Source organism: Hamadaea tsunoensis DSM 44101 (genome assembly GCF_000428945.1).
In the GTDB taxonomy this organism is placed as follows: Bacteria; Actinomycetota; Actinomycetes; order Mycobacteriales; family Micromonosporaceae; genus Hamadaea; species Hamadaea tsunoensis.
The window spans coordinates 149541-163976 of record NZ_AUAX01000021.1 but is presented as its reverse complement, the minus strand read 5'-3'; the positions used below and the strand labels follow the sequence as shown (position 1 = coordinate 163976).

Below are 14436 nucleotides of genomic sequence, written 5' to 3'. Positions count from 1 at the left end.
GGCTCCTCCTACACCACCGTCCTGAGCGACTCGACCAACAACCTGTTCGAAGCCGTCCAGGTCTACAAAGTCCAGGGACAGAACCAATACCTCATGATCGTCGAAGCCATCGGCAGCCAAGGCCGCTACTTCCGCTCCTTCACCGCCACCAGCCTCAACGGATCCTGGACACCACAAGCCGCCAGCGAAAGCAACCCCTTCGCCGGCAAGAACAACAGCGGCGCCGGCTGGACCAACGACATCAGCCACGGTGACCTCGTCCGCAGCAACCCCGACCAGACCATGACCGTGGACCCCTGCAACCTGCAACTGCTCTACCAGGGCAAGTCCCCCAGCGCCGGCGGCCCGTACGACCAGCTGCCGTGGCGGCCGGGCCTGCTGACACTTCAGCGATAACCCTTCCACCGCCGGTGGTCGCAGCCGGCCCCAAGCAGCTGCGACCACCACACCTGCTTGTGCTCGTCGATGAACATTACGAGCGTTGCTGTGGCCGGCCGAGTCCGGCCGCGAAGAAGACGGACGCTGCTTCGAGGATTTCGTTGGCCCGCCTCAGTTCCGCGAAAGCCACGCGACCCATGCCTTCTCGTCGAACGAGCCGGCGTCCGGGCCCATGATCGCCTCCAGAAACTCATCGGGTGGCCGGTAGCCGTGCACGGTGACGTAGTGGTGGACCATGTTCGGTGCGGCGAGCGCCGTCCCATCGCGACAGGGCAACCAGATCTCGGCTCCGCCGAGAGCCCACCGCCGGCCGTCCACTACGACAGCCGCCACGACCCGGTTCTCCCGGCACGGAGAGAACCGGCACCGATAGGCACCGCGGGTCACAGCGACCGGCGAGGTGCCACACAGCTGTGCGAGCCGGTCCACCACCAGCGGATCGACCGGGCCGCTCGGGACCGGATGTCCCGGCTCCAGCCAGCCCACGTTCAGCAGGGCACTGAACGGCCCGATCGACGCGCGGTATTCATACGGAGTGAGGTCGGCGAAGTAGGTCACGGCGTCACCATTCCTCTCGGCAGGCAGCCCAGTGACACCTTCCCATACCGGGCTGGAGGATGTCCGACAGCTTCGTGGGCTGGTCGACGACATACGGGTTGCCGGTGATGACGATGGGCTGAAAGTCCGGGTCGTGCGGCGGCACCAGCTCGTAGTCGGGCATCCACTGCCCCGGGCCGTACACCTGGGCAGGTTTGATCGGCTGGTTCTGCTCGATCAGGTGACCGTCGGTATCGTCGAGCATCTCGCCGTCCCGGCAGTACATGATCACCCAGCAGCCCGCCGGGACGCGTGTTTTCTCCTTGGGCGTACCCCAGCGCCCGCCGTGACCGCTCAGAATCGAGTCGCCGTCGCGGGTCTCGACCGGCTGGCTGGGGTTGTACGGCCGGAGTCCGCCGCCCGGAGGGGTGCGCCCGCCGCCTAGCGGAAGGCCCCGGCCGCCGCTGCCGGGTGAACCGCGGCTCGCGAGCCCGGCGATACCGCCGGCGACCGTGACGGCCGTGGCCCCCGCGACACCTTCGGCCGCCAGGGTCGCGCCGGCCGCGACGGCCAGTTCGCCTCCCGCCGCCACCGCCGCACCGGCGATGGTTCCCGTGGCCGCCGCGCCCTCGGCCGCGGCCAGGGCCACCGCGCCGGCCGTACTGGCGGCCGCGCTCGTCGCCGCGTAGGCACTGGCCGCGGCCGCGATCATGGGACCGGCGACGACGACCGCCGCGACGACGACCGCCACCACGGCGACGACCGCGACGACCTTCCAGAACGTCCCCCAGGAACGGCCGGTCGGGTCGGTGAACGTCAGGGGGCTGTTGTTGGCGTAGAGGAAGCCGCCGAGACTCTGCGGATCCCCGGTGTCGATCTCCGGGTCGATGCTGAGGAACCGGCCGATCGTCGGGTCGTACTCGCGGGCGCCGAGATGCACGAGTCCGGCCAGGGCGTCGACGGTGCCGCCGACGAAGCCCTTCTGGTTCGGCCACGCCGTCGGCGGTATGCCGCGCGTACCGCCGTAGGGCGTCGTACGCCGCCACGTGATCGCGCCGGTGGCCGCGTCGACGGAGGCGAACGAGGTGCCGTGCGCGTCCGCGGACTCGAACGTCAGCCCGCCGCCCGTCCGAGTTCCGATGACGCGATCGCCGAACGAGTAGAACCTCGTCCCGGTCACCTGACGGCTGGTCAGGTCCAGCCGCAGCTCCATGCCGTCCAGGTAGAGCGTGGTGGTGTTCGGCTCCTTGCGGACGAGGCGGTTGCCCTCCGCGTCGTAGACCATCGTCGTGGTCTGGCCGCCCTGCGTGAACGTCGCCAGGTGCCCCTCGGCGTCCCAGCCGAGGTCCTGCTGCTGGCCGTTGACGTTCTTGCTGGTGGTGTTGCCGGCGGCGTCGGGCAGGTAGGTCGTGGTCGCCGTGACGGTGCCGGTGGTCTGGTCGACTTGCCGCAACGTGTGCGGCTGCGTGGCGCCCGCCGCCGGATAGTGGTAGGTCCGGTTGACGTCGTTGCCGCCGGAGGTCGAGTAGATCGTCTCGGTCTTGCGGTCGCCGGAGGCGTAGAACGTCCACGCCTCGTGATAGGCGGCCGATCCGCCGACCCCGTTGACGGCCGGGTCGCTGCCACCGCAGGGATCGGTGGCCGCGCTCGCCGTGCTCCACGCCTCTCGCAGTCGGCGCAGGTAGTCGTAGTCGAAGCACTGGACGTCACGTGAACCACCGGCCGGAGTGTCCGCTATGGACAGGACGTTGCCGGCGGCGTCGTAGGAGTAGTGCGCGTCCGCGTCGACGGTGGCCACCGTCTCGCGATCGAGTCGCGCCCCGGTCAGGCGCCCGGTCCCCCGCTCGTACGCGTAGGTCTGCCACACCTTTCGGCCGGCCACGCCCGCCGACAGCGTCGTCTGCAGCAGCTCGCCGGTGTCGGCGTAGTTGGCCGCCGTCACATAGCTGGTGGCACCCGTGAGCGTCGTGGGGCGTTGCAGCGCGTCATATCCGACCGCCACGCTCTCGGCCGGCAGGTCGCCGCCGGCCGGCATGCCGATGCCCTGCAGTGTGCCGTCGATGTTGTAGGACTGCGCGAAGTCGTAGGTCTTCGCCAGCTCGGCGCCCGCGTCGGTCGGGATGATGTAGCTGGTCTTCAGCGGCCGGTACTGCCCGTCCCGCTGGGGGTAGGTGACGAAGTAGGTCTTGCCGTTCACGATCCGGCCCGTGCCGGCCAGCTGTCCCTTGTAGAAGCTGTCCCACGTCCAGGTCGCCGTCTTGGTGCCGGTCGTGACCGCGGTCAGCCATTCTTCGGTCTTGCGGTTGAGCTTGTCGTAGACGAACGCCAGGACCGTGTTGCGCCCGTCCTTCTGGGTGAGGATGTTGCCGGCCTTGTCGTAGGTCAGGGTCGACGTGCCGGCGTCGGGATCCACCGACGTCCACTTGCGACCGTTCTGGTAGTAGGTATAGGACCAGGTGGCGCCGTCCGGCCCGGTCACCGACGCGAGCTGGCCGTCCGCGGCGTACGCGTAGTGCGTGACGTCCGCGTCGCCGGACGGTGAGGAACCCTTGTACTGGTAGAGGGCGGTCTTGTGGCCGGCGGCGTCGGTCACCGTGGTCGTCGGCGTGCCTCCCGTGGGCGGGTCGACACTTGTCCGGTCACCGAAGTACGCCGTCGTGGTGCGCCACTTCTCGTCGCCCGCCACGGCCGTGATCTCGTCGGTGACGCGGTTCGCGCCGTCGTAGGCGTACTTCGTCTGGCCGTTGACCGAGCCCTCCGCCACGACGAGGACGCTGTCGCCCGGCGTACCGGTGACGAGGTGGTTCTGGTACGTGGCCGCCTTCTGACCCGTGGCGGTGTAGAGCGTGTCCGAGACGAGCCAGGCGCCGCCCGGCCCTTCGGCCTGCGTCTGGCGGTCCCTCAGGAAGCCGTCGTAGAGCTGGTATCCGGCCTTGTAGCTGCCGTCGTTGCGGACGCTGTCGGTTTCCACCACGACCGGCTTGTCCGTACGCAGCGTGTACGCGTACTTCAGGCTGGGCGGGTACTGCAGCGACTTCGGCCGGTCCGGGATCCAGACGCCGACCAGGCGGCCCAGGCCGTCATAGGCGAAGTCCGTACGCTTGCTGTTCGCGTCCGTCGTCCCGGCCGGTGTGCCGAAGGCGGTCACCATGTCCGTGGTCGACGTGTGCGCGAGCGCGTTGGTCTTCTTGACCTGGGTGGTCAGCCCGTCGGTCTCGACGTAGACGGTGCTCGTCGCGTTGCCCCGCGGGTCGGTGACCTTGGTCGCCCGGCCGAACCCGTCCACCACGGTGTCGGTGGCCAGATAGGTGGTGGTGGTGCCGTCGTCGGTTTCGAGGTGCTCCTCACGCGTGATGCTGCCGCTGGTCGGCGCCGCGCCGTAGGCCAGCCCGTCGTAGGATGTGCGGTCGCTGGACAGCAGCTTCGTCGCCCGGCTCGGGTTCGTCACCGAGCAGTTCGCGGAGAACTTCTCGACCAGTTTCTTGGCCTGGTGAATGTAGGAGCCGGTGCTGTCGGCGTACGCGATCGTCGTGCACTGGTCGTCGGCGGGGTCCGCGACGTCCACGAGATCGCTGATCTTGGTGGGCCGTCCCCAGCCGGTGTCGTAGGACGTGACGGTCTTGGTCTCGCGCCATGTCGGCGTCCCACCGCCCGCGGCGTAGATCGCGGTCAGCGTCCGCTCCGTCTCCGGCCGGACCATCCACGCCTTGCTCGTCCCCCAGGACTCGGTCTGGGTCTGCGTCGACCACGACGTCGGCATCGTGATCTTCTTCGAGACGATCTGCGTGCCGCTGTAGGTGATCGTCTCGTATTCCTGGCCCGCGAACTGGTCGCTGTCGGTGTACAGGGCACCGGTCGAGTCGGTGGCCTTGACCGTACGCGTCGCGCCGGCGGCCGTCTCGTCGCCGTCCATGCCGCGCAGGAGGTAGTGCTCGACCTTGGTGGTCAGGGTCTGCATGTCACCCCGGCGTACGGTCACCACCGGATAGCCCCGCCAGTCCGACCAGGTGCGGTACGCGTCCTTCGTGATCCCGTCCGGCGGGGTCTTGCGCCATCCGGCGCCGTCGACCGGGTCCTGATCGGTGGCGCTGCCGCCCGAGTAGTCGTACTGCGTCACCATGTCGGGGGCGGCGCCCGTGCGGTCCACTTCGATCGTCTGCGCCACGAGGTACTTGTTGAACCAGTCCGTGTGGGGCGTGTCCGGGTCGAACGGGTTCCACTTGACCGGGAAGCAGCGCTTGGTGCTGTTGCCTTCGGTCGGCAGCGTCGTCGGCGTGCACTCCGCCGGCGTGTAGTTGACCTGGATCTCGCCGCCCGACTCGTTGTAGACGGTGTTGAGCCGGTAGCGGTTGAGCGGGGCGAGCATGTCGGTGTCGCTGTCCACGCGGTTGGGCAGCTGGATGCCGACCAGTTCGATCGCCGGCGTGGTCACCTGGCCGCCGTAGAGACCGGTGTGACCGATCTTGTTCAGCCACAGCGTCTTGGAGCCGTCGCCGTTGTCCGTGAAGGAGTGTTCGAGGCTCCACTGCTCGACCGGCGTCCACGTGCTGCCGGTGCGGACGTCCGTCGTGATCGTGGTCAGCCGCTTGCGCGTCCAGAAACTCTCCGACGACTGCGAGATCTTGCAGTGGGTGTTCGCGGCGCAGTTGCGGTCGAAGGGCGTGTCGGGCCAGTTGCCCGCCGTCGTGTCGGTCAGGTCGGCCACGGCGCAGGTGACCGCGCCGCCCGGGATGCACCGCTCGGCGGTGTCGAAGCGTACGCGGGCCGGCGCGTTCGTGGTGTAGACGGCGCCGTCGACCTGGCCGTAGTCCGCCCGCAGCAGATATCCGCCCCGGACGTACGCGCTGCCGTTGACGTCGGTCTTCGCCGCCTCGGCGTAGTAGTTGATCTCTTTGGCGTAGAAGTACGAGATGACGTTGTTGTGGGCGTCCTTGACGTAGTCGAGATTCCAGCGCCAGCCCTGATCACAGAACGAATCGGTCCAGCCCGACGTGTTGTGGCAGGGCTCGCCCGCGTCGTCGCCGGAGACGGGCGCGGTCCACGTCGAGTTGGTCTCGTCCTTGTTCGCGCTCCAGCCGGGCAGCCGGTTCAGCCCGAAGAAGTACTGCGTGCCGTCCGGCGTGGTCGCCTTCCAGTACTCGCCGTCGTCGTCGCCATTGGTCGCGCCGGTCAGCCGCTCGATGCGGGTGCCGTCGTCCGACGACAGCTTCCAGAGCCCATCGTTGATCTTGATGAGTTCGCCGGAGTGCCCGCTCAGCATGATGGTCGCGTTCTGGAACGCCCAGCACTGGTCGCCGTAGTTGTCGTGCCCGTCCTCGTCGCACGGCTTGTACCGGCGCTCGATGTACCCCGGCTCGTAGCTGAAGCCCTCGCCGATCCACGAACCCTGGTTGTTGGTCGCCGACGTCCGACCGTCGACGCTCTGCGAGGAGTAGTTCAGCTCGACCTGCGGCACCAGCCCGCCCGGGGTCGGCGGTACGCGCAGCGGGTAGTTCCAGCTGAAGTCGCCGGAGGCGAGCGACACATCCCACTTCGACGCCGGAGACAGCTGGGTGGCGGAGTAGTCGCCCTGCGAGGAGGCGTCGCCGGCCTCCAGCGCGAGGACGGTCATCGCCGTCGCGCTCGCGTCGACCGTCCCGGAGACCGTCTTGTGCGCGGTGTCGTTCGCCACCGAGCCGACCGGCGTCGTGGTCCGGCAGCCGGCCACGTCCGGTGTGGACAGTGCGCAGGCGGGCAGGCGTACCAGATGAAGGCGCGCGCCGTAGTCACCGCCGTAGGCATCGGCGAACGCGCCGTAACCCAGGTCGAGCCGGACCGAACCGGTGGACGCCGAGGCGTCGGCGCGGCGCAGGGCGACGACCGGCCCGCGTACGCCGAGTTTCGTCGAGGTGGACCGGTCGAGAACCTCGAACCTGATCTTCGACGGCAGCCCGGCGGCCGAGCGGCTCGCCTGGCCCACGGCGGCGACCGGCTGAGCGGTCACCGGCAGGCCGCCCACGGTGGCGGCGACGCGGCCGTCGGGGACGAGGTCGAGATCGCCCTGCCCGCCGACCGGCCAGGCCGACCGCGGCGCGGCGGTGAGCGCGGCGGCCCGCGTCGGATCCGCGGCCGAGCGCGGGCGGGCCTTCAGTGCCTGAGCGGCCGCGGGGGCCGGTTGGCCCGGCACGGCCGGCGGGCGGCGGGTCGACGGCGCCGCGAAGACCGGCTCCTGCACGGAACTGAGCGCCACGAGGGGTACGAGTGCCCAGGCGAGGTTGCGAGTCCAGCGACGGAATGTCGCGCGGCTGGTCCGCAGGGGCGAAGCAGACATCGAATTCTCCACCTTGATGGGAGGGCCGAGAGCGCGGAGGGTCCGGGAACGCGGGAACGGTGGGCGGGCCTCGACGGCCCGCCCACCCGGTCAGAGTTCGGGGTCGGCGACGAGCCGGTTCAGCTGGTTCGCCGTGGTGGCGTCGAGCGCGCCCGAGTAGACGCGCACCTCGTCCACGACCGCCGCGAGATAAGAACCCCAGGCCGTGTCGGTGAAAGAGCGGCCCACCTGCAGACCACCGCCGGTCGCGTTCCACGGCACGGGGACGCTCGTGGCCGTCCCCGCGAGATTGCCGTCCACATAGAGCCGCAACGTCTGGTACGCCGCGTCGTACGTCAGGGTGAGCAGCTGCCCGACGCTGGCGTTGGGGTCGGGGTGGGAGACCGCCGCATTACCGGTCAGCACCGTCGTCGCGGCGGCGTTGGCGTCGGTGCCCGTCATCACCACCCGCCAGACGGACGAGCCGGTGCCGTCGGGCGCGCAGCCCACCGAGAAGGCACTCGCGTGGGTCCCCGGCTGTGACAGCACGCTCATCGGCGCGGTCGTGCAGTCGGTGGCCATCAGCACCCGCGCCGACACGGAGAAGCTGCCGTTCGTCACCGCGATCGGCCCGGTGGTGGCGGCGTACCCGGTGAGGCCGTCGAGGACCAGGTGCCCGTCGCCCACGAGCGGGCTCGGCCCGAACGGATTGTCCGGATCGCGCGTCATGACGGACGCGCCGGTGTAGAGGCCGAGTTCCAGAGCGGGATCGATCTCGGTGGCCCCGCCGGGCACCGGCGTGCCGTAGCCGGCACTCTTGCCCACCAGCGGCGCCTGATCGGCGATCGCCGTGGCGGCGTCCAGATCCCAGTAGCCGAGGCGCTTGGTCACCGACGCGGGCAGGACGTGCACCTCGACCGGCACGAGGACGCGGTCCCACACCTGTACGTCGGCGAGATCGGCGGTCGCGGCGTCACCGTACACGCCGGTCTGGACGAAACGCCGCCCGATCTGCAGCGCCCCGTGCGCGTTCCACGGCGAGCGCCACTGGCCGGTCCCCGCCGGATCGCCGTTGACGTAGAGGGTCGTCTGGAGCGCGACGGCGTCGAACGACAGCGTCAGATGCGTCCACTTGCCCGACTGCGCGACCGGGCCGACAACGCTCCACGTGCCGAGCGTCTGCACGTCGTTGACCGCCGCCTGCGCGAGCCACTTCTGCCCGTTCGGCGTGTAGCCGAGCTGGAAGCCCGACTCGCCCGAGCCGTCCTGCGAGAGGAAGGTCTGGGCCCGGGTCAGATCGGTGAGGCGTACCCAGACACTGACCGTGAAGCTCGTACCAGTGTTCACCACCGGTCCCGCCGTACGCAGGCCGCTCGACGCGTTTCCGTCGAGCCTGACGGCCTTGTCCGCCGCGCCGCCCGGCCCGGCCACGCCGAACTGTGTCGTGGTGCCCGCCGTGGCCGGCTGCGAGCCGGTGGCGTCGAGCGCCGCCGAGGAGCCGGCGACGTCGTCCAGGCGCCAGTCCGCGACCGGTCCGCTGCCGGCCGCGACGCGGAAGGTGCAGCTGGCGATGTCGGACTGCTTACCTGCGTGGTCGACCGCGACGACGTTCACCGTGTGCGGCCCCTCGGCCAGCGGCAGCCAGGAGACGGACACCGGCCCGCCGTCCACGGCCGGATTGAGCTTGTTGGCGGCGGACGGGTTGGTGTCGAAGCCGTACCGGTACTCGTTGACGTCCGTCGCGGCGCTGTCGAACGTGAAGGTGCCGTACCGCCCGACACCGGGGAACCAGGTCTGGTCGTCCGCGCACGCCGGCGCCCCGACCGTGCCGTTGTCGGCCGCATCGGCCGGCAGGTACTGCGGCGAGTCGATGTCCGGGCCGGCCGGCTTGGTCGTGTCGAGGACGAACTCGCACAGGCTTCCGGCGCCGTCCGACGACCACGGGCCCGACACCTTGGTGTCGTTCGCCCGCACCTTCCAGGCGACGACCACGTTCTCCGGCAGGTTCGGGATCCCGGTGGCGGCGTCGGCGAGGTTGTAGGTGAACGTCGATCCGTTGGCCAGCTGCGACGAGGTCCAGGTCTTCGTCTGCAGGGTCCCGCCGGACGGCGTCCAGGTCACCTGGAACTCGGCGGTCAGCGGTTCGGCGTCAGCGGTGTCCGGATCGGACAGTACCGCCTTCAGGCTCGGCAGGGAGCTGACGTACGGCCGGGCGCCGCCGGTGACGCACGCGCCGCCGGGGTTGAGGCTCAGACCGGACAGGCTGGGCTGGTTCGGCTCGCGGTTGTAGGTGACGGCGAGAACCGCGTTGTTGCAGAAGCGCTTCAGATGCAGGTAGGAAGACTCGTTGTCGGCCCTGATCATGAAGGTCGTCTTCGACCAGCCGTGGTCGACCGCGTTGTCGAGGGCCTCCTGGGCGTCGAACTCCGTATTGCGGGTGCTGCCCGTCTGGCACGCAGTCGTGCCGGTCGGCGCGATCGTGTCCTGCTTGACGAACTTGGTCATGCTCGCGCCGCCGGGCATGTTCCCCCAGTTGGTCGCGCTGGTGATCAGCGCACCGGCGCTGCCCGCGCGGTAGAGCGAGACGTTTCGCGCCGTGCTGTCGTAGGTGTGTTCCAACGTCACCCGGAACTTGGCGCTGAGGATGGTCATACCGGCGAAGCTGGTCGGCATGACGTAGAACAGCCGCTTGATACGCGAGTCGTTGCACACCTGCCCCGACACGCCGACCGGGCAGTAACCCGCCCGCTCGTTGTCGTCGCCGTTGAACTTCCAGTACTCGTCGCTGGGATAGCCGGAGTCGACCATCGCCCAGGACTCGTTGGAGGCGCCCGAGGTGAACGGGTCGATGAAGAGCGGGAACTTCGAGCGGCCGTCGTCCAGCATCCCGGAATCCGGCGTCAGGGTCAGGGTGCCCGATCCGAGGGAGACCGCCACCGGGGCGGTACGCGCGCCATCCGGGGCGCCCGCGCTCAGGTCGCCTTCGGTCGCCGGGACGCTCGAGTCCCACATCCGGGGCGCCGGCGCGTCGAACACCGTCCCGCCGGAGCCGGCGTCGACCATCTGCAGCCCGCCGGTCGGCGTGGTACGCAACCGCAGCAGCTGCAGCTGGAGTCCGAAGGTGAGCCGGCGCACCTGGGGCGACCGCGCCGCAGCCGGGGTCTTCACGACCAGAACGTGGGTGAAGCCGCTGACGGAGGCGGTGACCACGAGGTCGACGTCCGGCAGCACGTTCGCGTAGGTCGCCGTGGACCCGCTGAGCACCGGAACGGGCAACGCCTCCGGCCAGGTCAGGGCGTACCGGCGGCCGGCCCGTTCGACGGACGCCACCAGCCGGTCGCCGCCGCCCGACAACCGCAGGTTCGTCAACGTGGCCCGCGGGGTGACAGTCCCGTCCGCGCCCCGGACGAGGGTGGCGTCGACCGGCACCCAGGCACCGTCGCGTACCACCTGGATCGGCTGCTGGTAGTCGAGCTGGGTGAAGGTGCCGTCCGCGTTGGCGAACACCTGCCGCCGTTCACCGCGCAGCAGGGTGGCCTCGGTCTTGCGGCCGGTGGCGCGGGCGGTGGACGCCGCCCAGTCCGCGGTACCCGGTGCCGCCGCGTGCCCACCCGTGCCTCCGCTGCCGACCGCGAGCGCCTCGGTCCGGCCGGCCGGCCGGTGCACCGGCAGCGCCGTCCAGGCCGTCCCCGCGACCAGTGTCGCGACCACTCCGATCAGACCGGCCCGCCGCCACCACGAGCTGCCCCGCCCGCGCTCCCCCGTAGACACCATGCGCCCCTTCGTCCGGTCCTGCCGATTCCCGTCGTGATCGTGGTGGCTGTCGCGCTCGCCGTTCGTCGTCGTCATGAGGTCACCCGGCCGTCGTCGCGAACGCGTACACAGTGGACGGCAGGCCGCCGACACCGGGGGCGTACGTGGTCACCGGCGTGCCGTTGCCGGCGGCGAGGTTCGCCCAGGGCAGCACGTACGCCGCCCGCGTGCCGTAGGGGCTGGAGACCAGGAGGTTGGTCCCGTCGCTGGCCAGCCAGCCGCCGATCAGCTCCTGTGCGACCGGCGAGCCCGGTAGCGCACCGGAGACGCGCTCGACCAGGACGCTGCCGGTCAGCACGTTCGTGCCGCCCGCGAAGACGCGTACCACGCCGCTGTCCACAGTCGACCCTCGGTCCTCGCCCGGCGCGCCTACGGCCACGAGGACGGTGGACGCCGACGCGACGGCGGCCGGATCCCGGTTGACCACGGCCACCTGCTGACCGAAGTAGTCCCCCGACTCGTCGGCCTCACCGACCCCGGGTGTCCCGCCCCCGACCGTGCCGAGATGGCTGACGCCCGTCGCCGTGATCAGGTACTCCTGCACGATGCCGGCGTCGTCGGCCGAGCCGAGATCCTCGCCGGGCACACCCACCACCAGCAGCGAGTCGGCCACGCCCGAGGCGGCTCCCACCGGCCGGTACGCCACCATGGCGATCGACTGGGCGAACTGGTCGTTGCGCTCCGGCGCCTCCGACGAGTACGTGTCGTCGCCCTGCCGCAGGCAGCGGATGACCGCCGGCGGCGTGCCGCCGCTGTTGTGGTTGAGGACGCACACGGCTCCGGAGAACTCCGACCCGGGCCCCGCGGCCTCGCCGGGCGAGCCGATCGCGACCTGGTACGGCGACGCCGCCACCGAAGCCCCGCTGCGGTCGTCGCGCTCGGCGCCCTCCGGCGAGGATCCGTCGAACTTCACGTCGACCGATCCGCGCAGGTAGTGCACCGTTCCCGCGTCGAGCACGCCGCCGACGTCCTCGCCGGGCGCGCCGATGACCAGGTAGGGCTCGTTGGCGGCGGTGACGCCACCGGCGAGCGCGGCACCGAACCAGTCACCCGCCTCGGGCGCGTCAGGAACAGCGCCGCGACCGCCGGGCAGAGCCAGTCCCTGCCCGATCGTCATCGCCGCCGGTCCCTTGCCCAGGCCGAGCGGTGAACCGTAGAGCAGGTAGACGGCACCGGAATCAGCCACGCCGTTGTAGTCCTCGAAGGGCGCGCCGATCGCCAGATCCGCGCAGCCGTCGCGGTTGGCGTCGAAGACCATGAGGGCCCGGCCGAACTGGTCGCCGGCTTCAGGCGTACCGGGGACGCCGTCGAGGCCCTCCTGCAGGGTTCGCCGCGCACCGGTCGCGCCGTCGACGAGGTAGATCGCGCCGGCCGTGGCCTGCGTCCCCACCGTCGCCTGCGGATCGCCCAGCACCCGGTCGCGTACGCCGTCGCCGTTGAAGTCGCCCGGCGCCAGCGCGGCCGGGCAGCCGGGTGCCTGCGGATCCAGGATCATGGTCGAGAACTCGCACCAGGGCGAGACGACCGGGGTGCTGCCGTCGGAGACCGTGACCCGCCACTGGTACGCCCCACCGCCCGCCAGCTGTCCCGATGGGATCTGCGCCGAGGCGGTGGTCCCCGAGGCGACGTTCGCGACCGTGGTCGAGCCGATGGCCGCCGAACCACCCACCGCCCACCACTCGAACTTCGCCGACATCGGCTGGCTCTCGGAGTCACTGACCGCGGCCGAGAGCGTGGGGATGCCGGTCGCGAGGACGGGGCGGCCGGCGCCGGTGACACAGGTGGTCGCCGGTGCGGTCGAGGTCGAGGTGATGGTGGGCTTGGCGTCATAGGTGATCGAAAGCGTGGGGCTGTTCGCGGCGTCGTTGAGATAGCGCTTCCACGACGTGTGCGCGGACTCGTCGCCCTTCAGGCCGAGCGTGAGCGTGCCGCAGCAGCCGAGCGACAGCGTCGTCAGCGAACCCGTCAGGTCGAAGACGACATCGTTGGGGCCGCAGGTGGCGCCGGTCATGTCCGTGCGATGCGCGTCGCTGTTGCTGCCGAGGAGAGTGGTCCAGCCGGTCCCGGTGGTGTTCCAGCTGGTGTTCCAGTTCGTGGCGGAGGTGATCGGCGGCGTCTGATAGAGGCCGACGGCCGAGGGACCGGGCGTATCCGTGCACTTCACACCGGACCATCGCTGGGCGAGCCGGAACGACGCCGCCGTCACCTTGCCCGCGCCGACGACGCCCGAGGTGTCCATCTCGAACACGGGCCGCATGGTGAAGACCGGCGACTGCCAGTCCGACAGGCCCACGCGAGCCAGGCCGTTCGTGGAGTCGGTCGTCCCGAAGGTGCCGTCCGGAGCGTCGAAATACGACGTGGTGGGCGAGGACTTGCTCAGCTCGGTCCAGTGGTTACGGGCACCGACGACCGTCGGGTCGATCACCACCGGGTAGACGACCGACGCGTCGTCGAGCATCGCCGCGTCCGGGGTCAGCAGGAGATCGCCCCCGTCGAGCGCGATACCCACCGAGGCGGTACGCGGCACCACGTCACCGGCCTCGTTGACCTTGCCGGCCGCGAGCAGCCGAGCCCGGGCGGGAACGTCCGAGGCGTCCCACATGAGCGGCGTACCGGCGGAAAAGACGACGTCGCCGGCAGGGTTGACGGCGTCGATGCTGCCCGACGCGTCCCGGCGTACGGCCAGACCGGATGCGGCCAGCCCGAGACGCAGCCGGCGCAGTGCCGCCGGCGCGGCGGCGGCCCGGCTCTTCACCACCACGTGCTCGGAGAAGCCGTCGACGCCGGCGACCACCCGCAGGTCGACGCCGGGCAGGATCTCCGCGTAGGTCGCGACATTGCCGTCGAGAACCGGCTTGGGCAGCGAACCCTTCCAGGACATCGACAGCTGCCCGCCCTGCCGGTCGGCCCGGATCAGGGGCGCCGACGCGCCGCCGCCGGAGAAGACCATCGGGAACGTCGCCGCCCTCGGCGAGATGGTGCCGTCGGCGTTGGCGACCAGCGTCGCGTCGGCCTTGGTCCAGGCACCGTCGGCCTTCCGGGCGAAGCGCGGGCGCACGCTCGACTCCCAGGTGAACGTGCCGTCCGCGTTGGCGAAGGTCTGCGACGTCTCGTCGATGGCCCCGGTGACCTCGACGCGACCGCCGCACAGGCGCGCCATCGCGGCGGCACCGGCCCGGTCGCCGACACCCGGCGGACAGCTCACCGCTTGCGCTGCCAGGCGCGGTGGCGCCGACGGCCCGACCGCGACCGCCGCGAGGGCACCCACGAGCAGCGCCAGGCTCAAGGCAGCCGAAAATGGGCGTGGCAAAGCGCGCGTTCTCATTGGACTCCCCCGTGAAGGCCGATTCGAGACGGTC

5 protein-coding genes are annotated in these 14436 nt (G+C 70.6%); 1 reads left to right on the top strand and 4 read right to left on the bottom strand.

Going from position 1 to position 14436, the window contains the following annotated elements; all coding sequences use genetic code 11:
* The coding region (locus G401_RS0127895) for a non-reducing end alpha-L-arabinofuranosidase family hydrolase (protein WP_027345059.1) at positions 1-396 on the top strand (396 nt) is incomplete at its 5' end.
* 153 nt (positions 397-549) lie between these two features.
* Here the strand turns inward: G401_RS0127895 and G401_RS0127890 are convergent.
* The 4 genes from G401_RS0127890 to G401_RS53440 form a co-directional block, all read right to left on the bottom strand.
* Positions 550-996, bottom strand: a complete 447-nt coding sequence (locus G401_RS0127890) for a DUF7919 family protein (RefSeq protein ID WP_027345058.1) — start codon at positions 994-996, stop codon at positions 550-552.
* Between the two features lie 4 nt (positions 997-1000).
* Positions 1001-7285, bottom strand: a complete 6285-nt coding sequence (locus tag G401_RS48945) for an RHS repeat domain-containing protein (protein WP_084557682.1) — start codon at positions 7283-7285, stop codon at positions 1001-1003.
* Positions 7286-7375: 90 nt separating this feature from the next.
* Positions 7376-11113: a LamG-like jellyroll fold domain-containing protein gene (locus tag G401_RS48940; protein WP_051367247.1), complete on the bottom strand. Its 3738-nt coding sequence runs from the start codon at positions 11111-11113 to the stop codon at positions 7376-7378.
* A 4-nt stretch (positions 11114-11117) separates the two neighbouring features.
* Positions 11118-14363: an integrin alpha gene (locus tag G401_RS53440; RefSeq protein WP_051367246.1), complete on the bottom strand. Its 3246-nt coding sequence runs from the start codon at positions 14361-14363 to the stop codon at positions 11118-11120.
* Positions 14364-14436 lie beyond the last annotated feature (73 nt).